Source organism: Streptacidiphilus sp. ASG 303, from assembly GCF_020991365.1.
Classification (GTDB): Bacteria; Actinomycetota; Actinomycetes; order Streptomycetales; family Streptomycetaceae; genus Peterkaempfera.
In genome coordinates this window covers 1-24,141 of sequence record NZ_JAJLRA010000007.1, presented here as the reverse complement: position 1 = coordinate 24,141, position 24,141 = coordinate 1, and the positions used below count along the sequence as shown (strand labels likewise).

Genomic DNA, 24,141 nt, shown 5'->3' with positions numbered 1-24,141 from the left:
CCGCGCGGCGGCGCGCCCGGCCCGGGCGGCCGCTCAGAGGTCCCGCACGCAGCGCCACTCCGCGAGGTACGGGGTGTAGCCGAACCGGGCGTTGACCGCGAGCATGGGCGCGTTGCCCGCGTCGTTGCCGGTGAGGGCCTCGGTGCAGCCCGCGACGCGGGCGCGGTGCAGCGAGTCCGCCTTGACCAGCCGCGCCAGGCCCCGGCCCCGGTGGGCCCGGACGGTGCCGGTCATCCCGGAGAGGTACCGGCCGCGCCGGTCGGTGTGGGCGAGGGTGAAGGCGGCGACGGCGCCGTCCGCGAGGGCGACGGTGCTCAGGGAGCGGTCGAGGGCGGGGTGGTCCCAGGTGGTGGCGAGCCAGTCCTCGTACGCGATCGTGCCGACCGCGACGTCGCCCGGCTCGTCCCGGGACGCCTCGACGTCCGCCGCGTACAGCGGGCGGGGGTCGGCGGCGAGGTCCGCCGCCGTGCACAGGCGGACCCCCTCCGGGACGGGCGGGACGGGCGGCAGCGGGGTTCCGGCGAGGTCGAGCCGCAGGGCGCGGGAACGCCGGCCCCGCCGGTAGCCGCGCCGCTCGGCGAAGCCCGGCGAGACGCCGTCGTCCACCGTCCAGGCGTGGACCCGGACGGCGCCCCGGCCGCGCAGGTACTCCTCGGCGGCCGCGAGCAGGGCGGTGCCCGCCCCCCGGCCCCGGTGGGCGGGGTGCACGGCCGGGTTGCAGAAGCCCTGGCCGGGCTCGGCGGCGTCGGCCACCAGGCCGGTGTGGGCGACGCCCGCCACCTCGCCGCCGCACTCGGCGACCAGGAGGCGGAAGCACTGCCCGGCGGGGGCCCGGCCGACCTGCCAGGCCACCGTCTCCGGCGTGGTCACCAGGTGCGGGTAGGCGGAGCGGACCGCCTCGGCGGCGGCGGGCGCGTCTGCGGGCCGGTACCCGCGCACGGTCGTGGTCACGATCCGGCACCGTACGCCCCGCGGAAGCCCGGCCGCGCGCGGTTTTCCGGCCCTCGGGGGCCCCTCGGCGGCGGGCGGGGGCGGCGAAGCTCAAATGAAGCTCTGAGAACGGCCTCCCCCGGTTGGCGGACGCGCCTGCGGGATACATCATCGGCATCCGGGTCGGGCACGGGGGTCTCGACCCGGCACCGCCCCCGGGGAGGCACGCCCTCCTCGGGGAGCGGCCCGCCCCCGGGGGCGGATCACCACAGCGCGGCGGCACGCAGGGGCGACGGAGCCCGGCCGGCCGGACCGCGCCTCACGAAGGGGGCGCCCATGGGACGCGGCACACCACTCCCCCGTCTCGGAGTGGGCATCGGCTGGCGGGCGGAGATCGACACGGTGGTGGAGCGGATGCCCGGCGTCGACTGGGTGGAGGTGGTCGCGGAGAACGTCTGCCCGGGCCACCTGCCGGAGTCGCTGCGGCTGCTGCGGGAGCGCGGCACGACCGTCGTCCCGCACGGCGTCTCGCTGGGCCTGGGCGGCGCGGACCTGCCCGACCCGGACCGGCTGGCCTCGCTCGCCGCGACGGCGCGGGCGCTGGACGCGCCGCTGGTCACCGAGCACCTGGCCTTCGTCCGCGCGGGCGGGGCGGGCACCGGCCTGCCCCGCATGGAGGCGGGCCACCTGCTGCCCGTGCCGCGCACCCGCGACGCCCTCGCGGTGGTGGCGGAGAACGTCCGCATCGCCCAGCAGGAGCTGCCGGTGCCGCTGGCGCTGGAGAACGTCGCCGCGCACCTGGCCTGGCCGGACGACGAGCTGACGGAGGGGCAGTTCCTCGCCGAACTGGTGGAGCGGACCGGGGTGGGGCTGCTGGTGGACGTCGCCAACCTGCACACCAACCGGGTCAACCTCGGCCTGGACCCGGCGGCCGAGCTGGACCGCCTGCCCCTGGACGCGCTCGCCTACGTGCACGTCGGCGGCGGGGTGATGGTCGACGGGGTGTGGCACGACACCCACGCCCACCCGGTGACCGGGCCGGTGCTGGAGGTGCTGGCCGAGCTGTGCGCCCGCACCGACCCGCCCGGCGTGCTGCTGGAGCGGGACGACGCCTTCCCGCCGCCCGCCGCGCTGGCCGCCGAGCTGGACGCGGTGCGCGGGGTGCTGCGGAGGGGGGTGTCGGCAGGTGTCTGAGGAGTACGAGTACCTGGTGGCCCGGGGTGCCGGGGAGCCCGGCACGGTCCTCGCCCGCACCCGGCTGGCGCACCGCCAGGCGGAGCTGCTGGCGGCCCTGGTGGCGGGCGGGCCCCTGCCGGACGGCTTCGACGCGGCGCAGGTGCGGGTGCAGGCGGCGGGCCTGGCCGCGAAGCGGCGGGACACGGTGGCCAAGGTGGCGCCGGAGCTGCCGGTGCTGCTGGGCGGCGGGTTCGCCCCGGCCTTCCGGCGGTACGCGGAGGGCTCCGCGCTGTCGGGCGGCTACCGGGCGGACGCGCTCGCGTTCGCCCGCTGGGCCCTGGACCACGCGGACGGGATGACGAAGCGTCAGAGGCGCGCGCTGGAGAGGTGGTACGCCGACCGGGCCGGACCGGCGCCGCGCCGCACGGTCCGGGCCCTGCTGGGTTCGCTGCCGGGCTCGCTCGCGGGGCCGTCGCCGCGCCCCGGGGGCCGGCCCGCGGGGCGGGGGGCCGCAGGACGGGGAGCCGCGGGGCGGGGGCCCACGGGGCGGCGGGGAGGGGGACGCTGATGTGGGGGACGGAGTTCGCGGTGGCGAGCACGGCGGTGCTGGCCGCGTCGGTCGACGCCGGCTGGGCGGGCGCCCGGATGCGCCGGGCACCCGCGCCGCACGGCCTGCCGGGGCGCGGTCTGCCGCTGCTGGAGGCGGCGTTCCTGGCCGGGGGGCCGAGGCGGGCGGCGGAGGTCGCGCTGGTGCGCATGCAGCAGCAGGGGCGGGCCGTCGTCTCCCGCGGCGGGACGGTCACGGTGACCGACCCGCAGCCGTGGGACGAGGTGGAGGCCGCGCTGGTCGCCGCCGCCGGACCGGGCCGGCAGCGGCACGTGGCGGAGCTCCGGCCGGCGCTGATGCGCAGCCCCGCCGTCCAGGCGGTGGGCGACCGGCTGGCCGACCGCGGCCTGATGCGGCGGCCCGCCGCGCACCGGCGCGTCCGGACCGCCCGGAACCTGCTGGGCTGGGCGATGGCGCTGACGCTGGTGCTGGGGGCGGTGGCGACCTACCGGTGGGTGGACGCCCTGTCGGGCCTCTCCGGGGACGGCGGCCTCTTCCCGCCGTTCCCCGCCTTCCTGGGGGTCTTCGTGTACGGGCTGCTGGTGATGGTGGTGACGTCGCCGGGGCGCGGCCGGATCAGCCCGGCGGGACGGCGCCAGCTGCAGCTGATGCGGGCCGGCGGCGGGCCGTGGCGGCCGCACGACGCGATGACGGCGCCGGACCCGGCGCTGCTGGGCGCGCTGGCGCTGGGCGGCACGGCGATGATCGCCGACCCGGCGCTGCGGTCGGCGCTGACGCCGGTGCCGGGCGGGACCGGCGCGGGCGGCCCGGGGTCCGCGGGCTCCGGTGCGGACTGGTCGCCGGCGGTCTGGTGCGGGGCGTCGCCGGGGGGATCGGACGGCGGCGGGTCGGGCTGCGGGTCGTCGTCGAGCTGCGGCTCGTCGTCGAGCTGCGGGTCCTCGTCCAGCTGCGGTTCGTCCTCGAGCTGCGGTTCGTCGTCGAGCTGCGGGTCCTCGTCCAGCTGCGGGTCGTCCTCCAGCTGCGGGTCGCCCTCCAGCTGCGGGTCCTCGTCCAGCTGCGGCAGCAGCACCTGACGCGCCGCCGCCCCGCGCCGGGGGACGGCACGGGGCGGCGGCGACGGGGCGTCAGACCAGGCCGGCCAGCAGCTCGGCGACCGACTTGCGGCGGCCGGTGTAGAACGGCACCTCCTCGCGGACGTGCAGCCGGGCGCTGGAGGCGCGCAGGTGGCGCATCAGGTCCACGATGCGGTGCAGCTCGTCGGCCTCGAAGGCGAGCAGCCACTCGTAGTCGCCCAGCGCGAACGAGGCGACGGTGTTGGCCCGCACGTCGGGGTAGCCGCGCGCCATCATGCCGTGCTCGGCGAGCATCCGGCGGCGGTCCTCGTCGGGGAGCAGGTACCAGTCGTACGAGCGGACGAACGGGTACACGCAGACGTAGCCGCGCGGCTCCTCGTCGGCGAGGAAGGCCGGGATGTGCGACTTGTTGAACTCCGCGGGCCGGTGCAGCGCCATGTTCGACCAGACCGGCTCCAGGTGGCGGCCCAGCCCGGTGCGGCGGAAGCGGTTGTAGGCGTCCTGCAGGGCGTCGGAGGTCTCCGCGTGCCACCAGACCAGGACGTCGGCGTCGGCGCGCAGCCCGGAGACGTCGTAGGTGCCGCGCACCACGACGTCCTTCTCCCTCAGCTGCGCGAAGAGCTCGTCGACCTCGGCGGCGTACGCGGAGCGGTCCTCCGGCAGCGCCTCCTTGAGGCGGAAGACCGACCACATGGTGTAGCGGACGACCTGGTTGAGGTCGCGGGCCTTCTTCTTCTCGGGCTGGGTGCTCTCGCTCATGGCCTCATTCTCCTCCTCGTCGGGGGTCCCCGGTCCACCGGGTCCCGGGCGGCTCGCCGGGGCGCCGCCCCCGGGCGGTCTCACCGGGCGGCCGCCGCGGCGAGGGCGCCGGCGACCGCGTCGGCGGCCTGCCGCGCGCTCGCGACGCAGGCGGGGATGCCGACGCCGTCGTACGCGGCGCCGCACAGTGCGAGCGTGCCGTGGCGGGCGGCCCGCTCCCGGATCCGCCGCACCCGGTCGGGGTGCCCCACCGGGTACTGCGGCAGGCCGCCCTGCCACCGGGTCACCTCGGTCGCGTACGGGACGGCCTCCAGCCCCACGGCCTCCCGCAGGGCCGCCAGCGAGCGGGCGACCAGCTCCTCGTCGGGCAGGCCCAGCTCGGCGTCCTCGCCGTGCCGGCCGACCGAGGTCCGCAGCAGGAAGCGGTCCGGCGCGGAGCGGTCGAGCCAGCCCCACTTGTTGGTGGAGAAGGTGGACGCCTTGATCGCGCGGCCGTCCACCGGCGGCACCAGGAAGCCGCTGCCGGTCAGCCCGGCGGGCATCGCCGCGCGGTCGAAGGCCAGGGTCACCAGGGCCATGCCCGCGTACTCGACCGCCGCGAGCTCGGCGGCGGCCGCGGGCTCCTCGGCGGCGAGGAGCCGGGCCGCGGCGGGAGCGGGGACGGCCAGCACGACGGCGTCGGCGTCGAGGCCGTGCTCGCCGTCGGCGTCACGGACGGCCAGCCGCCAGCCGTGCGGGGTGCGGCGCAGCGCGCGGACCTCGGTGCCGGGGCGCAGCTCGGCCCCGGCGGCGCGGGCCGCGTCGGCGACCGCGCCGGGGAGGCGGCCGACACCGCCGGCGATGCCCTGGAAGACCGGCGGGGGCACCGCCGGCGCGGCCGCGGCGGCGCGCTGCTGGAGGGCTCGGACGCCCTCCACGAGGGAGCCGCCGCTCCGGGCCAGGGGCAGCAGCTGGGGCACGGCGGCCCGGAGCGAGATCCGGTCGGCGTGGCCGGCGTAGACGCCGCCGAGCAGCGGCTCGACCAGGCGGTCCACGACCTCCCTGCCGACCCGGGCGGCGACCCAGTCGCCGATGGAGACGTCGTCGCCGACCTCGGTGGGGGGCAGGACGAGGTCCTGCCGGACGCGCTCCAGGCCCTCGGGGGAGAGCACGCCGCTGCGCTCCAGCGCCTCCAGGTCGCCGGGCACGCCCATGACGTGGCCGGTGGGCAGCGGGCGCAGCGCGCCGCGGGTCCAGACGGCGGCCCTGGCGGTCGCCGGGGGCTCCATCGCGTCGGCCAGGCCGACGTCGCGGGCGAGGTCGACCGCCTCGGGGCGGCGGGCCAGCATGGACTCGGCGCCGAGGTCCACGGCGACGCCGCCGACCTCGCCGGGGCGGAGCTTGCCGCCGAACCTGGCGGAGGCCTCCAGGACGGTCACCCGGGCGCGCGGGCCGCCCCCGCCCGCGGCGCCGGTGAGGAACGCGGCTGCGGCCAGGCCGGCGATACCGCCGCCGACGACGACCACGTGCGGCGGCCCGCCCTCCGGGCCGGCTGCGGGATCGGTGCGTCGGTCGGCGGCTGCGCTCGGGTTCATGGTCCCACTCTCGCAGACCGGGGCGGACGGGCAGGACGGACGGGCGGCCCGTCCGCGGGGGCCGTCCGGCCCGGCGGGGAGCAGGCGGAACCCGGAGCGGAGCCGGGCGGGACCCCGGCGTGGAGCGGGCAAAGGACCCGCGATCGCGGGCGTTCCGGACCGTGACCCTTTCGCAACGCACGGTCGGGAACGCGGGACGGCCGGCCGCGTCCCATCCCCGTCGCCGCCGGATCGGCGGCGGGACGGTGCGGGCGGTCCGCAGGGGCCGGCGGGACAGGACGAGGGGGAACGGGGATGAGCGGCAGAGCGGCCACCGCCGCGGGGGGTGCGCTGCTGGCGGCGCTGGCCCTGCTGGGCGCGGGGTGCAGCGCCGGGAGCGGCAGCGGCCCGAGCGCGGCGGACAAAGCGGTGCCGGGCGCGGCCCGGGCGCAGGACTCCGCGGCGGGCGGCGCGGCGAAGGAGGGCGGCGGCAGGGCCGCGGCGGCCCTGCCGGGCGCCGGCCCCACGGGGGCGGGGACCCCGGCGGGGAGTCCGTCCGCCGCGGCGACCGCGGGGCGGTCCATCGCGTACACCGCCGAGCTGGAGCTGGAGGCCGCGGACGTGGCGGGCACGCTGGAGCGCCTGCACGGCCTGGTCACCGGCGCGGGCGGCTACGTGAGCAGCGAGACGGCGTCCGGCCAGGGGGGTGCGGCCACGCCCGGCGGGGATCCGCAGGAGGGGGCGCAGCTGGTGGCCAAGGTGCCGGCGGCCGCCTTCGACCGGACCCTGGCGGGCGCCGGACGGCTGGGGCGGGTGCTCCGGCGGCACCGCGAGGCCGAGGACGTCACCGACCGGGTGGTCGACGTGGAGAGTCGGCTGAGGACGCAGCGCGCCAGCGTGGCGCGCGTCCGCGCGCTCATGGACCGGGCGGCCGGCATCACCGACGTGGTGGCCCTGGAGGCCGAACTGGGCCGGCGGGAGGCCGACCTGGAGTCGCTGGAGCGGCAGCAGCAGGAGCTGGCCTCCCGGACGGCGCTCTCCACCCTCACGGTCGACCTCGTCGCCCCCTCGCCGGACCCGGCCGCGGCGCCGGGCGGCGGGCACCGGGGGTTCTGGGCGTCGGCGGGACACGCACTGGGGGCGGGCTGGCACGCGCTGTACGTGACCGCGCGCGGGCTGCTGGTGTGCCTCGCGGCCGTCGCGCCCTTCGCCCTGGTCCTGGCGCCCGCCGGATGGCTGGCGGTGCGGCTGGCGCGGCGCCGCCGGGCGGCGGGCCGCGTACCGGCCGCCCCGCCGGGGCCCGTGGAGCCGGCGGCCCCGGCCGGGGGGAGCTGACCGGAGGGGCCGCCCCCGGCCCCGGCGCGGCGGCCCGCCCCGGGCCGGAGGGCGGCGGGGCGGGCAGCCGGACCGGCGGGCGATGCCGGATCGGCGGACGGCACCGGTCGGGAAGCGGTGCCGGTCAGCGGGCGGTACCGGTCAGCGGGCGGTCGCCTCGTGGACGTACGCCACCAGGCGGGTCAGCGCGTCGGGGTCGGTGGTGGGCAGCACGCCGTGGCCGAGGTTGAAGACGTGGCCGGTGCCGCCGAGGGCCCCGGCGGCGGCGAGCACCTCGTCGGCCTTGGCCCGCACCGCCGACTCGGGGGCGAAGAGCACCGCCGGGTCGAGGTTGCCCTGGAGGGCCTTGCCGGGGCCGACCCGCCGGTGCGCCTCGTCCAGCGGCACCCGCCAGTCGACGCCGACGACGTCCGCGCCGGCCTCGCCCATCAGTCCGAGCAGCTCGCCGGTGCCCACGCCGAAGTGGATGCGGGGCACGCCGTACCCGGCGACGGCGTCGAAGACCTTGCGGCTGGCGGGCATCACGGAGGCACGGTAGTCCCGGGGGGCGAGGGCGCCGACCCAGGAGTCGAAGAGCTGCACGGCGGAGGCGCCCGCCTCGATCTGCACCTTCAGGAAGGCCGCGGTGATGTCGGCGAGGCGGTCGAGCAGGTCGGCCCAGAGCCCGGGCTCGCCGTACATCATCGCCTTGGTGCGCTCGTGGTTCTTGGACGGGCCGCCCTCGACCAGGTAGCTGGCGAGGGTGAAGGGCGCGCCGGCGAAGCCGATCAGCGGGGTGGCGCCGAGCTCGTCCACCAGCAGGCCGACGGCCTCGGTGATGTAGCGGACGTCGTCCGGCTCCAGCGGGCGCAGCCGCTCCAGGTCGGCGCGGGTGCGGATCGGGTCGGCGACGACGGGGCCGACGCCGGGCTTGATGTCGAGGTCCAGGCCGATGGCCTTGAGCGGCACCACGATGTCGCTGAAGTAGATGGCCGCGTCCACCCCGTGCCGGCGCACCGGCTGCAGGGTGATCTCCTTGACCAGGTCGGGCCGCATGCAGGAGTCGAGCATCGCCACGCCTTCGCGCACCTTGAGGTACTCGGGCAGCGACCGGCCGGCCTGCCTCATGAACCACACGGGGGTGTGCGGCACGGCCTCGCGCCGGCAGGCGCGCAGGAAGGCCGAGTCGTGGGCGGCGCCGCGTGCCGCGGCGGGCTGCCGGGTGCTGGTGCCGGGCGTCGGTACGGGGGTCGCTGCGCTGGTATCGCTCACGGGGGAAATCTTCGCACGCGCCCCGCGGCGCCCGTGCCGCCCGGCGGCCCTGCCGCCCTGCCCGCCCTGCCCGCCCTGCCCGCCCTGCTGCCCGGGAGCGCCGGTCCCCCGCGGCGCGCGGGCGCGGACCGCCCCGGTCCCGCCCCGGTCACGCCCCGGCCGCCGGGAGCGCTCTCCGCCGCGCCGCGCCGGGCGCGTTCCACCGATCCGCGGGCCGCCCGCCCTACGCTTCGGCTCATGGCAGCGGTCAGCGGAGGTCCCGCACACGGCGGCGGCACGGGCGAGGACGCCCGGCCCGCGGCGTTCCGCGACGCTGTCGGGGCGCTGTCCGCGGCCAGGCTGCGGCCGGAGGTGCGGCTCGGCTCCGCGCCGGCGCCGCGCCGCCTCGCGCCGTACGCGCACGCCCTGACCGCCTCCGTGGAGGTCGACGGCGAGGAGCTGGCCGAGGGGCGGCTGGTGCTGCTGCACGACCCGGCCGGACACGAGGCCTGGCAGGGGAGCTTCCGGGTGGTGACCCTGACCCGGGCCGAGCTGGAGCCGGAGATGGCGGGCGACCCGCTGCTGTCCGAGGTGGGCTGGGCGTGGCTGCTCGACGCGCTGGGTGCGAACGCCGCCCGGTACACGGAGGCAGGGGGCACGGTGACCCGCTGCGCCTCCCAGTACTTCGGTGCCCTCGCGGAGCGCGACAGCTCCACCGAGATCGAGGTGCGGGCGTCGTGGACGCCCGCCGACGGGCGGTTCGAACGGCACCTGGCGGCCTGGGGCGACCTGCTGTGCGCCTGCGCCGGGCTGCCCCCGGCGGCACCGGCGCACGGCGCGCCCCCGGACGCGCCGTCGCTCGGCGGAGTGGTTCCGATGCCGGCCCGCCGGCGTCCGCGCTCACGCTGAGTAGCCCGCGCGCCCCCTTTTTTGACTCAGAGTGTCGACAAAATGACCGTTGTCGATCGAACTTGAGCGCCCTCTGGTCGAACTCGACCGATCTAGTGCACGATTTGTCCGGATTGCGTGTCCCTCGATCGTGATCGCCCGCTAAAGCCCCCCGGGGTCGGTGCCGAAGCAGTGAGTGACCCTTTCCGCAAGCGGAACCCCAGCGCCCCCACCGGGGTTCCGTCCCGCCACTCCCCTATCAGGAGGCCTGGTGTCGGTCCTTCTCGAGCACCCCGCAAACCTGGTCGCCTACCGTCCGACGAAGCCCACTGCCATGGTGGTCGTGGCGGACCCGCGTGTCCGCAACACCGTCACCCGGCACCTGTGGGCCCTGGGCGTGCGCGACGTCATCGAGGCGTCCTCCATCGCAGAGGCGAGGCCGCGGGTCAGCACTCCCCGCGACATCTGCGTGGCCGACGTCCACCTCCCGGACGGCTCCGGGCTGACCATCCTGGCCGAGACCAGGGCCGCGGGCTGGCCCAACGGCCTCGCCCTCTCCGCCGCCGACGACATCGGCGCCGTCCGCAGCGCCCTCGCCGGCGGCGTCAAGGGCTACGTGGTGACCGGCACCCGCGGGTCCATCGGCATGCCGGGACGCCCGGGCATGCCGCTGGGCGCCGCCGGGATGGCCGGCCGGATGCGCCGCCCGGGCATGCCCGGCACCCCGGGCGCACCCGCCGCACCCGGGACCCCCGGGGCGCAGCCCACCACCTACCGGGAGCTCTCCGGCCGGGAGGTGGAGGTGCTGCGCCTGGTCGCCGAGGGCCAGTCCAACAAGGCCATCGGCGTCGCCATGGGCCTGTCCGCACTGACCGTGAAGAGCCACCTGGCGCGGATCGCCCGCAAGCTGGGCACCGGCGACCGGGCCGGCATGGTCGCAGTGGCCCTGCGGACCGGCATCATCCACTGACCCCACCCGCCCACCACCCGGCCGGAGGAACGTTTCCCTGCCCTTCCGACCCGACTCCGCCGCCCGCCACCACCCGCCTCCGCCCGCGCCCCGTCCGGGGTCGCGGGCGGAGGCGCCCGCGGGCCCCCTCCCCCGCTCCCGACGCTTGTCCGACCCCCGACACACGCCCCGGCGTACCCTTGGGGGGTGACCGACGCCCGAGAAGCCATCGCCGTAGACGTGAACCCGGGGCCGGTCCCCCTGCTGGAGCCGCGGGAGGGCATCCCGCCGGTCGTGACCGACGCCGGGGCGCTCGCCGAGACGGTGGCCGCCTTCGCCTCGGGCGACGGTCCGGTCGCGGTGGACGCCGAACGCGCCTCCGGCTACCGGTACGGGCAGCGTGCCTACCTCATCCAGCTGCGCCGCGCCGGGGCCGGGACCGCCCTGATCGACCCGATCGCCTGCCCCGACCTCACCGCCCTGGGGACCGCGCTCGCCGACGCCGAGTGGGTGGTGCACGCCGCCACCCAGGACCTGCCCTGCCTGGCCGAGGTGGGCATGCGCCCCGCCCGGCTCTTCGACACCGAGCTCGCCGGCCGCATCGCCGGCTTCCCGCGGGTCGGCCTCGGCCCGATGACCGAGAACGTGCTCGGCTACTCGCTGGCCAAGGAGCACTCGGCGGTCGACTGGTCCACCCGCCCGCTGCCGGAGCCCTGGCTGCGCTACGCGGCCCTGGATGTCGAGGTGCTGGTCGAGCTGCGCGACGCGCTCGAGCAGGAGCTGGACAGCCAGGGCAAGCTGGACTGGGCCCTGGAGGAGTTCGCGGCGATCGCCGCCGCCCCGCCGCCCGCGCCCCGGGTCGACCCGTGGCGCCGCACCTCCGGACTGCACAAGGTGCGCCGCCGCCGGCAGCTCGCCGCGGTGCGCGAGCTGTGGCAGCTGCGCGACCGCGTCGCCCGCGAGCGGGACGTCTCCCCGGGCCGGGTCCTCTCCGACGCCGCGATCGTGGCGGCCGCCCTCGCCATGCCGGCCACCGCCCAGGCGCTCCAGGCGGTCCAGGGCTTCGGCCCCCGGGTCCACCGGCGGCAGCTGGAGCAGTGGCTCGCCGCCGTGGAGCGGGCGCGGGCCGTCCCCGAGGCGGAGCTGCCGCCGGCCACCGCGCCGCACGACGGCCCGCCGCCGCCGCGCGCCTGGGCCGACAAGGACCCGGTGGCCGCCGCCCGGCTGTCCGGGGCCAGGGCCGCCGTGAGCGCGCTCGCCGAGGAGCACGGCCTGCCGGCCGAGAACCTCATCACCCCCGACCTGGTCCGCCGGGTCAGCTGGGAGCCGCCGGCCGAGGCGGACGCCGAGGCGGTGGCGGCCGCCCTGCGGGGCCGGGGCGCCCGGCGCTGGCAGGTGGAGCTGGTGGCGCCCGCGCTCGCGGCCGCCTTCGCCGCCGCCGGCAAGGACGCCTGAGGCACCCGCCGGCGTCCTTCCCGCGGTGGGCGGCCCGTCCGCGGCGCACCCGTCCGGGGCCGACCGGACGACGGCCGACCGGACGACGGCCGACCGGACGACGCACGCGGCCCCGTCCGGAGCTCCCCGCGGCGGCCGCAGGCCCCGGATTCCGTGCCACCGCGGCCCGCCGCCCCCGTCCGGGGCGGCGGGCCGCGGCGTACCGGCAGTGGCACGCACCACACCCGGCGCGCGAAGGGGCGGCCGCCCTGTGCATCCTGGTTACCGACGAGTAGCATGACCGCGAAGCGGCGGGTTCCGTGTGCGCGGCCGCTGCACCACCGACGTGTTGGGCTCCTGATTCTGGGACCTGGGAGGAGAGCCACCGTGCCTCGTACCGCGAGGGACGTCGTCTTCGTCGACGGCGTCCGCACCCCGTTCGGCAAGGCGGGCCCGAAGGGCATCTACCACGAGACCCGCGCCGACGACCTGGTCGTCAAGTGCATCCGGGAGCTCGTCCGCCGCAACCCGAACCTGCCCGTCGAGCGGATCGACGAGGTCGCCGTCGCGGCCACCACCCAGATCGGCGACCAGGGCCTGACCATCGGCCGCACCGCCGCCCTGCTGGCCGGGCTGCCGAAGTCGGTTCCCGGCTACGCCATCGACCGCATGTGCGCCGGTGCGCTCACCGCCGTGACCACCACCGCGGGCGGCATCGCCTTCGGCGCGTACGACGTGGTCGTCGCGGGCGGCGTGGAGCACATGGGCCGCCACCCGATGGGCGAGGGCGTCGACCCCAACCCGCGCTTCGTCTCGGAGAAGCTGGTCGACGAGTCGGCCCTCTTCATGGGCATGACCGCGGAGAACCTGCACGACCGGTTCCCGCACCTGACCAAGGAGCGCTGCGACGCCTACGCCGTCGCCTCGCAGGAGAAGGCCGCCAAGGCGTACGCCGACGGCAAGATCCAGCCCGACCTGGTGCCGATCGCGGTGCGCCGCACCAACCCCGAGGCCGGCGAGACCGGCTGGGGCCTGGCCGTCAGCGACGAGCCGATGCGCCCGGGCACCACCCTGGAGAGCCTGGCGGGCCTCAAGACCCCGTTCCGCCCGCACGGCCGGATCACCGCCGGCAACTCCGCGGGCCTCAACGACGGCGCCACCGCCTCGCTGCTGGCCGCCGAGGACGTCGCGGTCGAGCTGGGCCTGCCGGTGAGGATGCGCCTGGTCTCCTACGCCTTCGCCGGCGTGGAGCCCGAGGTCATGGGCGTCGGCCCGGTCCCGGCGACCGAGAAGGCCCTGGCCAAGGCCGGCCTGTCGATCTCCGACATCGGCGCCTTCGAGGTCAACGAGGCCTTCGCCGTCCAGGTGCTCGCCTTCCTGGACCACTACGGCATCGCCGACGACGACGAGCGCGTCAACCCGTACGGCGGCGCCATCGCCTTCGGCCACCCGCTCGCCTCCTCCGGCGTCCGCCTGATGAACCAGCTGGCCCGCCGCTTCGAGGAGCGCCCGGACGTCCGCTACGGCCTGACCACCATGTGCATCGGCTTCGGCATGGGCGGGACCGTCATCTGGGAGAACCCGCACTTCGAGGGGGACAAGTGACCACCACCGAGCTGCTGCAGCGCGCCGCCGAGCTCTTCCCGGACGAGGTCGTGACCACGGCTCACGTCCGCCACGTCGACCTGCCCAAGGGCGCCGGGCGCCTCGCGCTGGTCACCCTGGACAACGGCTTCGACCACACCAAGCCGACCACCTTCGGCCCGGGCTCCCTCGCGAAGCTCTCCGAGGCGCTGGACCAGGTCGAGCGCGAGGCCGCCGCCGGGGAGATCGTCGCCGTCGCCGTCACCGGCAAGCCGTTCATCTTCGCGGTCGGCGCCGACCTGAAGGGCGTCGAGGTGCTCAAGGAGCGCAGCGACGCAGTCGCCATCGGCAAGGGCGGCCACGACGTCTTCAAGCGCATCGCCGCGCTGCCGGTGCCGAGCTTCGCGTTCTACAACGGCGCCGCCATGGGCGGCGGCGTGGAGATCGGCCTGCACTGCACCTACCGCACCGTCTCCTCGGGCGTCCCGGCGTTCTCGCTGCCGGAGTGCTTCCTCGGCCTGGTGCCGGGCTGGGGCGGCTGCACGATCCTCCCCAACCTGATCGGCCCGCAGAAGGCCGTCCAGGTGATCATCGAGAACGCCCTGAGCCAGAACAAGCAGCTCAAGGGAAGGCAGGTCTTCGAGCTCGGCATCGCCGACGCGATCTTCGAGCCCGCCGACTTCCTGGAGCAGTCGCTGCTCTGGGCGGCCTCGGTCCTCACCGGCGAGACCGCCGTCGAGCGCCCGGAGATCGACCGCGGCGAGGCCTGGGACCAGGCCGTCGCCCACGGCCGCCTCGTCGCCGACTCCAAGGTCCACGGCGCCGCCCCGGCCCCGTACCGGGCGCTGGACATCATCGCCGCCGCCAAGGACGGGGACCTCCAGAAGGGCTTCGACGCCGAGGACGAGGCGCTCGCCGACCTCATCATGAGCGGCGAGCTGCGGGCCGGCCTGTACGCCTTCAACCTGGTGCAGAAGCGCGCCAAGCGGCCGGCCGGCGCCCCGGACAAGTCGCTGGCCCGCAAGGTCACCAAGGTCGGCGTCGTCGGCGCGGGCCTGATGGCCTCCCAGCTGGCGCTGCTCTTCGCGCGCCGCCTGGAGGTGCCGGTGGTCCTCACCGACATCGACCAGGAGCGGATCGACAAGGGCGTGGGCTACGTCCACGGCGAGATCGACAAGCTGCTGGACAAGGGCCGCATCGGCAAGGACAAGGCCAACCGCCTCAAGGCGCTGGTCAGCGGCTCGCTGGACAAGGCCGCCGCCTTCGGCGACGCGGACTTCGTCATCGAGGCCGTGTTCGAGGAGATGGGCGTCAAGCAGGACGTCTTCGCCGAGCTGGAGGCCGTGGTCTCGCCGACCGCGATCCTGGCCACCAACACCTCCTCGCTGTCGGTCACCGAGATGGCGTCGAAGCTGCAGCACCCCGAGCGGGTCGTCGGCTTCCACTTCTTCAACCCGGTCGCCGTCCTCCCGCTGCTGGAGATCGTCCGCGGCGAGAGGACCGACGACGCCTCGCTGGCCACGGCCTTCGCCACCGCGAAGAAGCTGAAGAAGACCGCGGTGCTGGTGAAGGACGCCCCGGCGTTCGTCGTCAACCGCGTCCTCACCCGCTTCCTCGGCACCGTCCTCGGCACCATCGACGAGGGCACCCCGATCGAGGTCGCCGACCGGGCCCTGGAGCCCCTCGGCCTGCCGATGTCCCCGATCGTGCTGCTGGAGCTGGTCGGCCCCGCCGTCGCCCACCACGTCGCGGGCACGCTGCACGCCGCCTACCCGGACCGCTTCGGCGTCTCCGAGAACCTGGGCCGCGTCGTGAAGGCCGGCAAGCGCGGCATCTACACCTGGGCGTCGGGCAAGCAGGAGGTCGACCCCGAGGTCGCCGCGCTCTTCCAGGTCGGCTCCACGGTCCTCACCGAGGAGCAGGTGCGCGACAAGGCGCTCGACGCCATCGCCGAGGAGATCCACCTCATGCTGGAGGAGGGCGTCGTCGCCGAGGCGCAGGACGTCGACCTCTGCCTGATCACGGGCGCCGGCTGGCCCTTCCACCTGGGCGGCATCACGCCGTACCTGGACCGCGCGGGCGTCTCCGAGCGGGTCAACGGCAAGCCGTTCCTCGCGAGGGGCGTCGCCAGCATCCCGGCCTGACGCCGGACCCCGCGGGCGGAGTCCCGCACAGCGACGCCGGTGCCCGGCACACCCCCGCGGTGTGCCGGGCACCGGCGCGTCACGGGACCGGCGCCCGCCCGCGGGACCCGGCGGGCGGGGCCGGTCCCGCCCGTGGCGCCGTTGCGTTCCGCACGGGCCCCCGGAGCGGCATACTGCTCCGATCAAGGGGCGCCGGGCGGGACGGGCGGCGGCCCGGGGCGCCGGGGGCCCGCACGGCCGGCCCGGCAGGTGCGGTGGCGGGCGGCGCGGGGAAGGGTGGCGGAATGGGAGAGCCGGAGGGGCCGCCGCGGGAGCCGCGCCCCGTCCTCGTGGTCGACGGCGCCAACGTCGTCGGGTCGGTGCCCGACGGCTGGTGGCGGGACCGGCGCGGGGCGGCCGAGCGGCTGCGCGACGCGCTGGCCGGGGTGGCGGCGCACGGGCTGCCGGAGGGCAGCGGTGCGCCGGGGTGGGCCTGCGGCGTCGCGCTGGAGGTGGTGCTGGTGGTCGAGGGGGCCGCCCGGGGGGTGGCGGAGGTCCCCGGGGTGCGGGTGGCCTCCGCGGCGGGCAGCGGGGACGACCTGGTGGTGGAGCTGGTGGCCGCCGGACGGGCCGGGGACGGGGCGGCGCCGCGCCGCTGCCTGGTGGCGACCGCCGACCGGGGGCTGCGGGCCCGGGTGGCGGCGCTCGGCGCCGAGGTGGTCGGCCCGCGCGCGGTGCGGCCCCGGTGAGCGCGCCGGGGCGCGGATCCGGGCGCGGGGGCGGTCCGGGTTGCCGGGGCGTACGGGCCGTACCAGGTTGGAGGTACTGGCGGTGGTGCGTGCAGGCACCGGACCCGGGCGGTGACGCGGTGGACGCGGACGGCGGGACGGGCGGGCCGGTCGGCGGGCCCGGGCGGCGCGGTCGCTGCAGCACGGCCGGGCACCCGTCCGGCCGCGCACGGCGGGGCCGGACGGGTCCGGACCCGGCGGCGCCGGGCCGCCCTGCGCGGGGCCGGCCGGCGACGGCCGGGCGGCGGGCGCCGGGGGTGGCCGGGCGGCGGGCGCCGGGGGTGGCCGGGCGGCGGGCGCCGGGGGTGGCCGGGTGAGCGGCGTGCCGCGCACCGCCGAGTTCGAGCGGGTGCTGGCGGAGGGCACCGTCAGGGCCGTCGCCGCCGCCGGCGGCTACGGCGGCGGCGTGTACCTGTCCTCCCGCAGCGGGCGCTCGCTGGTGCTGGCCGCCGTCGCCGGGGTGCCGCGCTCGCTGCTGCGGGCCACCTGGCGGGTACCGGTGGCGGGCCCCTTCCCCGTCGCGGAGGCCTACCGCTCGGGGCGCAGCATCCACCTGGACGACGCGGACGAGACGATGCGCCGCTTCCCCCAGCTGGCGATCGCGCTCCCGTACCCGTTCGCCTCGGTCTACACGCCGGTGACGGCGGACGGGGAGACCGTGGGCGTCCTGGTGGTGCTGCGGGCGGCGGTGCCGCGCCGGGTACTGGCGAGCCCCGCGCGCCGCCGGGTGCGCGGCGCGGCGAACCGGCTGGGCACGGCCCTGGCCGGGCTGCGGGAGCAGGGGGTGTCCGTCCGCTGGGAGGCCGAGCCGATCTCGGTGCAGCTGCCCGTCACGGCCGCCCGCCCCGCGCGGGTGGGCCAGTTCGACTGGTACCCGGAGACGGGCGTGTTCGCCGCGGACGACGAGTGCTGCGCCATCCTCGGGCAGGACCGGGCGTCGTTCGGGGGGACGGTGGCGGCGCTCGCCGCCCGGGTGGTGCCCGAGGACCTCTACGCGCTGCGGGCCGCCGCCCGGGAGGCCGTGGAGAGCGGAGCGGTGTCCGTGCACCGGCTGCGGGTGCTGGGGCCGCAGGACCGGCCCTGCCTGGTGGAGCTGCGGGCACGGCCGGCCGGTCCGGAGTCCGGCGGGCCGGGACCGGGCCGGTACATGGTCGGCGCGCTCGTGGACCTGGGGAGCGGCGTCACGGCCGCCGAGGCGGCGGAGCGGCTGCCCGACGGCCTCTTCTCGCTCGACCAGGACGGGCGGCTGACCTACGCCAACCACCGCGCGGAGGCCCTGCTGGGGGCGGACCGGTCCGGGCTGGTGGGCTGCCACCCGTGGGACGTCCTGCCGTGGCTCTCCGACCCCTCGTACGAGGACCGGTACCGGGCGGCGATGCTCTCCCAGGAGCCGACGTCGTTCCTGGTGCGGCGCGCGGAGGGCCACTGGCTGGCGTTCACGCTCTACCCGGACGTGCACGGCCTGACGGGCCGCGTGGTGCCGGTGGAGCCGCCTCCCGGGGAGCACGGGGACGCCGGGGGGCGCCCGGACCGCGCCGGGCGCGGCGGGCGGGGCGGCCCCGGGGAGCACCGGGGTCCCGGCGGGCCGGCCGGGCCTGCGGAGGAGGGGCCCGCCGCCGGGGGGCCGCCCGCCGCCGTCGCCCGCCCCGGGGCGCTGTACCGGGTGCTGCAGATGGCCAGCGCGCTGACCGAGGCCGTGACGGTGCGCCAGGTCTGCGAGGTCGTCACCGACCAGCTGCTGCCCGCCTTCGCGGGCCAGGAGCTGGCCCTGTACACGGTGCGCGACCGGCACATGCACCTCGCCTGGCAGCGGGGCTACCCGGAGGGGTTCCTCGAACCGTTCGAGGGGGTGTCGCTGCACGCCCGGCTGCCGGGCGTGCAGGCGCTGACGTCCGGCAGCCCGATCTTCTTCGAGTCCGAGCGGCACCTGACCTCCGCCTACCCGGGCATCCCGGTGGACCTGATGCGCTCCTGGGCGTTCCTGCCGCTCATCGCGTCGGGCCGGCCGGTCGGCTCGTGCATCCTCGGCTTCGACCGCCCGCGCACCTTCACCGCCGAGGAGCGCAGCGTGCTCACCGCCCTGGGCGGGCTGATCGCCCAGGCGCTGGAGCGGGCCCGGCTGTACGACGCGGAGTCGGCGGTGGCCCGCGGACTGCAGGAGGCCCTCCTGCCGCACCGGCTGCCGGCCGTGGCGGGGGTGGAGACCGCCGGGTGCTACCTGCCGGGCACCCAGGGCATGGACATCGGCGGCGACTGGTACGACGTGGTGGAGACCGCGCACGGGGTCGCGGTGGTGATCGGCGACGTGGAGGGGCACAGCGTCGCCGCGGCGGCGGTCATGGGGCAGCTGCGCAGCGCGGTGCGGGCCTTCGCGACCGGCGGCCAGTCCCCGGACGGGGTGATGGCCTGCACCAACCGGCTCCTCGCCGACCTGGACGCCGGCCTCTTCGCCACCTGCTGCTACGTCCAGCTGGACCCGGCGACCGGCAGGGCGCAGGCGGTGCGGGCGGGGCACCTGCCGCCGCTACTGCGGCACGCGGACGGGCGCACGGAGGTGCTGGACGTCCCGGGCGGCGTGCTGCTGGGGGTCGACCCGGAGGCCCGCTACCCGGTGGCGGAGCTGCTGCTGCCGCCGGGGTCGGTGCTGGCCCTGTACACGGACGGCCTGGTGGAGCAGCCGGGCGCGGACGTCGGCCAGGGCATCGACCGGCTGCGCTCGGCGCTGGCGCACACCAGGGCGCCCTCGCTGGCCGACGTGGCCGAGCGGCTGGTCCGGGAGGCGCGGCAGTCCCCGGACCGGCTGGACGACATCGCGCTGCTGCTCACCGGCCGGCCCCCGGCAGGCGGGTGAGGGCCCGGCGGGGTGGGCTCAGCGGCGCACGAGGCGGTAGATCACCGTGTCGCCGGTCAGGCCGACCATCTGGTAGTGGGCGTCCAGCAGGCGTTCGATCCGGGGGATGCGGACCGGGGAGTAGGGCGAGGTGCCGGAGTCGTCGACCACGATCTCCGGCAGGTTGCGGCTGAGCTCCCGGTCGAAGGTCTTCCACGCGTCCTGCACGCTGTAGGCCTCGCCGACCTGGCGGTCGCCCTTGCCGCCGCTGTAGTTGGTGAGGAAGCCCGCCGTGAGGTAGCGGGTGGCGGGGCGGCGGTCGGCGAGCCAGTACATCTCCGGGTGCATGCCCCAGACCAGCATGGTGTCCCCGGGCCCGGTCTGCTCGGCGACGGCCGTGGCGACCTTGGCCGACCGGTCCAGGCGGTGGCCCGGCCAGGCCAGGGCGAGGCCCCAGAAGGCGGTCGCGGCGACCGCGCTGTACACGAGGACCGGCCGCCAGCGCACGGCGGACGCGGAGGCGGCGCCGACCCCGAGGAGGACCAGCGGGGGCATCAGCTGCAGGTAGTAGTGGCCGAAGAAGTGGAAGCCGGTGCAGACCGCGACCACGGCGGAGGCCAGGAACACCCACAGGTCGGAGACCGAGCCGCCGGCGGCCCCGCGCCGCGGCGGCGCGGACGCCCCGGGGGCCGCCCGCCGCAGCGCCCGGCGCCGCCGCAGCAGCGGGACGGCGAGGCCGAGGAAGGCGGCGGCGAGGATGGCGGCGTTGCCGAGGGCCCGGCCGGCCATCAGCAGCACCGAGCCGTCGAACGAGGCGTAGTCGCCGCTGCCGGTGACCACCCAGAACAGGAAGCCCCCGGGCTTGGTGAGGATCACGGCCACCAGCGCCACCGGGATGGCGAAGCCGGCCAGGACCCTGCCGAGGGCGGCGGGCCGGCGCACCCCGCGGTGGCGGGCGTCCTGGAGGAGCATCCACAGCACGGGCAGCAGGACGGCGCCGCCGGTCTGCTTGGTCAGGGCGCAGACGGCGGTGGCGACGCCCGCCGCCAGCCAGCGGCGGCGCTCCGCGTAGCGGAAGGCCGCGACCATGGCCGGCAGCATGAAGACCTCGAAGGTCGCCGCCTGGGTGTCCTCCGGGGAGAGCCCGATGGAGACCAGGAGGTACAGGGCCCCGGCGGCGGCCCCGGCCCGGTCGCCCCAGCGGCCGCGGGCGACGGAGGCGAGCAGCAGCGCGGTGGCCAGGTGCGCGACGATGGCCAGGACCCGCAGCGGCCACAGGGAGAGCGAGCCGAAGACCCAGAAGGCGGCCTCGTACAGCCAGGGCAGCAGCGGCGGCTTGCGGTCCACCACCGTGTCGTAGAGCACCCCGCCGTCGGCGAGCATGCGGGCCTGGGTGGCGAGGTAGCCCTCGTCGGGGCTCCACACCGGGCGGACGAACGAGGGGGCGTGGGTCAGCGCGGCGAGGGCGGCGAGGGCCGGGACGAGCCGGGTCCAGTAGCCGGTGCGCAGGCGCTGCGGCAGGCGTGCGGCGAGCGCGGCGAGCGGTCGGCTGATCGGGTCCCTGGGCACGGAGGACAACCTACCCGCGGAGCCCGGCACCACGGGTGCCGGGCTCCGGGGCGGGGGTGCGGCGTGCGTCACGTCCCGCTGCGGCCGGCGCCGGGCGTGGCCCCGGCGGCTCCGCGGGGCGGCCCCTCGGTACGGCCGAGGCGGCTGTGGGAGCGGCCGTAGGCGAAGTAGACGACGAGCCCGAGCACCATCCAGATGCCGAACCGCCACCAGGTCGCGACCGGCAGGTTGACCATGAGCCAGACGCAGCTGAGGACCGCGAGGACGGGCACCAGCGGCACGGCCGGAGTGCGGAAGGCCCGGGGCAGGTCGGGCCGGGTGCGGCGCAGGACGACCACGCCGACGGAGACGATGACGAAGGCGAAAAGGGTGCCGATGTTCACCAGCTCCGAGAGCTCCTTGAGCGGGATGACGCCGGCCACCGCGGCGACCACCAGGCCGAGGAGCAGGGTGCTCTTCCAGGGGGTGCCGAACCGCGGGTGGACCTCGGCGAAGGTCCGGGGCAGCAGCCCGTCGCGGCTCATGGCGAAGAAGACCCGGCTCTGGCCGAGCAGCAGGATCATGGTGACCGAGGTGAGGCCGGCGACCGCGCCGACGCTGATCAGGTCGGCGAAGACGGGCTGGTCCACGGCCTTGAAGGCGTCGGCGAGCGGGGCGTCGGTGGAGAGCTCGGTGTACTTCTGCATGCCGGTGACCACGACGGAGACCAGCATGTAGAGCAGGGTGCAGATGGCGAGCGAGCCGAGGATGCCGCGCGGCAGGTCGCGCTGCGGGTTGCGGGTCTCCTCGGCGGCCGTGGCGACGATGTCGAAGCCGATGTACGCGAAGAAGACCACGGCCGCGGCGCTGAAGACGCCCATCACGCCGAAGGTGGAGGGCGTGAAGCCGAAGAGCGCCTGCACCAGCGGGGTCGCCCCGCCGGACGCGCCGCCGTTGTGCTGCGACGGCGGGAGGAAGGGGTGGAAGTTCGCCCCCTTGACGAAGAACGCGCCGGCGATGATCACCAGCAGCACCACGGTGACCTTGATGCCGACGATGACCGAGGTGACCCGGGCGGAGAGCTTCATCCCGGCCACCAGGACGGCCGTGAGGAGCAGCACCAGCAGGGAGGCGGGCAGGTTGAAGCCCCACGAGCCGCCGGAGCCGCCGCCGGCGATCGCCGCGGGGAGGGTGACGCCGGCGCTGCTGAGCAGCGACTGCACGTAGCCGGACCAGCCGACCGCGACCACGGCGGCGCCCAGGGCCAGCTCCAGGACGAGGTCCCAGCCGATGATCCAGGCGGGGAACTCGCCGATGGAGGCGTAGGAGAACGTGTACGCGGAGCCCGCGACCGGGACGGTCGAGGCGAACTCGGCGTAGCAGAGGGCGGCCAGGGCGCAGACGATGCCGGCCCCGGCGAAGGAGAGCGCCACGGCGGGGCCGGCGTAGTCCCTGGCGGCGGTGCCGGTGAGGACGAAGATGCCGGTGCCGATGACCACGCCGACGCCGAAGACGACCAGGTCCAGGGCCGACAGCGACTTGCGGAGGGCGTGCTCCGGCTCCTCGGTGTCGGCGATGGACTGCTCGACGGGCTTGGTGCGCAGCAGGCCGCCGGGCGGGGCGGTCCCGCCTCCCGTGCCGCCGGATGGACTGGACGCTGTGGCCATGGAACGCCTCCCGGGGAAAGTCCGCCTCCAGCGGATACCCGGAACGGGCGGTTCCATGGCGGGAAGGGCGGCTGTTCACCCCCGGCGCGCCGCGGGGGCCGGGAGCGGTGTGCTCCCGGCCCCCGCGGGCGGTCCCGGCGGCGGCCGGACGGGCCGGCCGCCGCCGGGCTCAGGCGTCGACGGGCTCCGCGTCGAGCCTGGCCACCAGGGCGGTCACCTGGCGGGCGATGTCCGGGGCGTTGAGGCCGATCTCGGCGAGGATCTGGTCGCGGGAGGCGTGGTCGAGGAACTCCTGCGGGATGCCGAAGTCGCGGAGCGGCACGTCCACGTCGGCGTCGCGCAGCGCCTGGGCGACGGCGGAGCCGACGCCGCCGGCGCGGCCGTTGTCCTCGACGGTGACCACGACGCGGTGCTCGGCGGCGAGGGCGGGCAGCGCGGGGTCGACGGGCTTGACCCAGCGGGGGTCGACCACGGTGGCGGTGATGCCCTGGGCGGCGAGCAGGTCCGCGGTCTCCAGGCAGGTGGCGGCCATGGCGCCGACCGAGACGAGCAGCACGTCGGCGCGCCGGGCGCGGGGGGCGTCGCCCCCGAACGCGGCGCCCGCGGCCTCCGCAACGGGCTCGGCGCTGCCGCGCAGCACGTCCATGCCGCCGATCCGGCCGAGGGAGGGGACGGGGGCGCCGACCGTGCCCTTGGAGTAGCGGACGACGGTGGGGGCGTCGTCGACGTCGACGGCCTCGCGGAGCTGGGCGCGGAGCTGGTCGGCGTCGCGGGGCGCGGCCAGCCGCAGCCCGGGGACGACCTGGAGGATCGACATGTCCCACATGCCGTTGTGGCTGGCCCCGTCGGTGCCGGTGACCCCGGCCCGGTCCAGTACGAACGTCACGCCCAGGCGGTGCAGGGCCACGTCCATCAGGACCTGGTCGAAGGCCCGGTTGAGGAACGTCGCGTACACCGCGACGACCGGGTGCAGGCCCCCGGTGGCCAGGCCCGCCGCCGAGACCGCCGCGTGCTGCTCGGCGATCCCCACGTCGTAGACCCGCTCGGGGAACTCCCGCGCGAACGGCGCCAGGCCCACCGGGTGCAGCATCGCCGCGGTGATCGCCACCACGTCCCGCCGCTCCCGGCCCAGCGCCACCATCTCCTCGCCGAAGACCGACGTCCAGTCCCTGCCGGCGGTCTTCACCGGCAGGCCGGTGTCGGGGTGGATGACGTTGACGGCGTGGAAGCGGTCCTCGTCGTGCTGCTCGGCGGGCCGGTAGCCGCGGCCCTTCTGGGTCAGGCAGTGCACGATGACCGGGCCGCCGAAGTTGCGGGCCCGCTTCAGGGCGGACTCCAGGGCGCCGATGTCGTGGCCGTCGATCGGGCCGATGTACTTCAGGCCCAGGTCCTCGAACATGCCCTGCGGGGCGATGAAGTCCTTCAGGCCCTTCTTGGCGCCGTGCAGGGTCTCGAAGATCGGCTGGCCCACGACGGGGGTGCGCTGGAGGGCGTCCTTGCCCCAGGAGAGGAACCGCTCGTAGCCCCGGGTGGTGCGCAGGGTGGCGAGGTGGTTGGCGAGGCCGCCGATGGTGGGCGAGTAGGAGCGCTCGTTGTCGTTGACGACGATGACCACGGGCCGGTCCTCGGCGTCGGCGATGTTGTTCAGCGCCTCCCAGGCCATGCCGCCGGTCAGCGCGCCGTCGCCGATCACCGCGACCACCGGG

At 77.0% G+C, this 24,141-nt stretch carries 16 protein-coding genes and 1 pseudogene; 10 read left to right on the top strand and 7 right to left on the bottom strand.

Going from position 1 to position 24,141, the window contains the following annotated elements:
• Positions 1-33 precede the first annotated feature (33 nt).
• Positions 34-951 (bottom strand): GNAT family N-acetyltransferase, encoded by a 918-nt coding sequence (locus LO771_RS11880; RefSeq protein ID WP_230651104.1) that lies wholly within the window; start codon positions 949-951, stop codon positions 34-36.
• 315 nt (positions 952-1,266) lie between these two features.
• Here LO771_RS11880 and LO771_RS11875 point away from each other — a divergent pair.
• Positions 1,267-2,530, top strand: a pseudogene (locus LO771_RS11875) (DUF692 domain-containing protein); the annotation flags it as partial.
• A gap of 143 nt (positions 2,531-2,673) precedes the next feature.
• Complete coding sequence (locus LO771_RS11865) at positions 2,674-3,747, top strand: TIGR04222 domain-containing membrane protein (RefSeq protein WP_230651096.1); 1,074 nt, start codon at positions 2,674-2,676, stop codon at positions 3,745-3,747.
• Positions 3,748-3,798: 51 nt separating this feature from the next.
• Here LO771_RS11865 and hemQ read toward each other — a convergent pair whose 3' ends face one another.
• Together hemQ and hemG are read right to left on the bottom strand one after the other, a co-directional pair.
• Complete coding sequence (hemQ, locus tag LO771_RS11860) at positions 3,799-4,506, bottom strand: hydrogen peroxide-dependent heme synthase (protein ID WP_230651093.1); 708 nt, start codon at positions 4,504-4,506, stop codon at positions 3,799-3,801.
• 80 nt (positions 4,507-4,586) lie between these two features.
• Complete coding sequence (hemG, locus tag LO771_RS11855; protein ID WP_230651594.1) at positions 4,587-6,080, bottom strand: protoporphyrinogen oxidase; 1,494 nt, start codon at positions 6,078-6,080, stop codon at positions 4,587-4,589.
• Positions 6,081-6,374: 294 nt separating this feature from the next.
• Between hemG and LO771_RS11850 the strand changes: the two genes are divergently transcribed.
• Positions 6,375-7,394: a DUF4349 domain-containing protein gene (locus LO771_RS11850; protein WP_230651091.1), complete on the top strand. Its 1,020-nt coding sequence runs from the start codon at positions 6,375-6,377 to the stop codon at positions 7,392-7,394.
• 141 nt (positions 7,395-7,535) lie between these two features.
• Here LO771_RS11850 and hemE read toward each other — a convergent pair whose 3' ends face one another.
• A complete protein-coding gene (hemE, locus tag LO771_RS11845) occupies positions 7,536-8,549 on the bottom strand; it encodes a uroporphyrinogen decarboxylase (protein ID WP_230651591.1) in 1,014 nt (337 codons plus the stop codon).
• Between the two features lie 333 nt (positions 8,550-8,882).
• Here hemE and LO771_RS11840 point away from each other — a divergent pair, with 333 nt between their 5' ends.
• The 7 genes from LO771_RS11840 (at position 8,883) to LO771_RS11810 (ending at position 19,241) form a co-directional block, all read left to right on the top strand.
• On the top strand, positions 8,883-9,533 hold the full coding sequence (locus tag LO771_RS11840) for a DUF3000 domain-containing protein (protein ID WP_230651088.1): 651 nt from the start codon (positions 8,883-8,885) through the stop codon (positions 9,531-9,533).
• Between the two features lie 250 nt (positions 9,534-9,783).
• Positions 9,784-10,482 (top strand): response regulator transcription factor, encoded by a 699-nt coding sequence (locus tag LO771_RS11835; RefSeq protein ID WP_230651086.1) that lies wholly within the window; start codon positions 9,784-9,786, stop codon positions 10,480-10,482.
• A gap of 186 nt (positions 10,483-10,668) precedes the next feature.
• Positions 10,669-11,916: a ribonuclease D gene (locus LO771_RS11830; RefSeq protein WP_230651084.1), complete on the top strand. Its 1,248-nt coding sequence runs from the start codon at positions 10,669-10,671 to the stop codon at positions 11,914-11,916.
• Between the two features lie 366 nt (positions 11,917-12,282).
• Positions 12,283-13,500, top strand: coding sequence for an acetyl-CoA C-acyltransferase (locus LO771_RS11825; protein WP_230651081.1), 1,218 nt, complete (start codon positions 12,283-12,285; stop codon positions 13,498-13,500).
• Positions 13,497-15,623: a 3-hydroxyacyl-CoA dehydrogenase NAD-binding domain-containing protein gene (locus tag LO771_RS11820; RefSeq protein WP_230651079.1), complete on the top strand. Its 2,127-nt coding sequence runs from the start codon at positions 13,497-13,499 to the stop codon at positions 15,621-15,623. The genes LO771_RS11825 and LO771_RS11820 overlap by 4 nt, the downstream gene beginning before the upstream one ends.
• Positions 15,624-15,907: 284 nt before the next feature.
• Complete coding sequence (locus LO771_RS11815; RefSeq protein ID WP_230651076.1) at positions 15,908-16,351, top strand: NTP pyrophosphohydrolase; 444 nt, start codon at positions 15,908-15,910, stop codon at positions 16,349-16,351.
• A 352-nt stretch (positions 16,352-16,703) separates the two neighbouring features.
• Positions 16,704-19,241 carry a SpoIIE family protein phosphatase gene (locus LO771_RS11810; RefSeq protein ID WP_230651072.1) on the top strand — a complete coding sequence of 846 codons (2,538 nt, stop codon included), beginning with the start codon at positions 16,704-16,706 and terminating at the stop codon, positions 19,239-19,241.
• Positions 19,242-19,259: 18 nt separating this feature from the next.
• On the opposite strand, the gene LO771_RS11805 is transcribed toward LO771_RS11810, so the two are convergent.
• From LO771_RS11805 to LO771_RS11795, 3 genes are all read right to left on the bottom strand, one after another.
• Entirely contained in the window at positions 19,260-20,789 is a 1,530-nt protein-coding gene (locus LO771_RS11805) for a glycosyltransferase family 39 protein (protein ID WP_230651068.1), read from the bottom strand.
• Between the two features lie 68 nt (positions 20,790-20,857).
• Positions 20,858-22,435 carry an amino acid permease gene (locus LO771_RS11800; protein WP_230651065.1) on the bottom strand — a complete coding sequence of 526 codons (1,578 nt, stop codon included), beginning with the start codon at positions 22,433-22,435 and terminating at the stop codon, positions 20,858-20,860.
• A gap of 169 nt (positions 22,436-22,604) precedes the next feature.
• Positions 22,605-24,141: 1-deoxy-D-xylulose-5-phosphate synthase (locus tag LO771_RS11795; protein ID WP_230651060.1), on the bottom strand; the 1,537-nt coding region annotated here is incomplete at its 5' end.

Bases quoted from the DNA above. Each gene is read 5' to 3' on its own strand.
- LO771_RS11800 (WP_230651065.1), bottom strand. From the start codon at position 22,435: ATGGCCACAGCGTCCAGTCCATCCGGCGGCACGGGAGGCGGGACCGCC.
- LO771_RS11850 (WP_230651091.1), top strand. From the start codon at position 6,375: ATGAGCGGCAGAGCGGCCACCGCCGCGGGGGGTGCGCTGCTGGCGGCG.
- LO771_RS11865 (WP_230651096.1), top strand. From the start codon at position 2,674: ATGTGGGGGACGGAGTTCGCGGTGGCGAGCACGGCGGTGCTGGCCGCG.
- hemG (WP_230651594.1), bottom strand. From the start codon at position 6,080: ATGAACCCGAGCGCAGCCGCCGACCGACGCACCGATCCCGCAGCCGGC.
- LO771_RS11840 (WP_230651088.1), top strand. From the start codon at position 8,883: ATGGCAGCGGTCAGCGGAGGTCCCGCACACGGCGGCGGCACGGGCGAG.
- LO771_RS11815 (WP_230651076.1), top strand. From the start codon at position 15,908: ATGGGAGAGCCGGAGGGGCCGCCGCGGGAGCCGCGCCCCGTCCTCGTG.
- hemQ (WP_230651093.1), bottom strand. From the start codon at position 4,506: ATGAGCGAGAGCACCCAGCCCGAGAAGAAGAAGGCCCGCGACCTCAAC.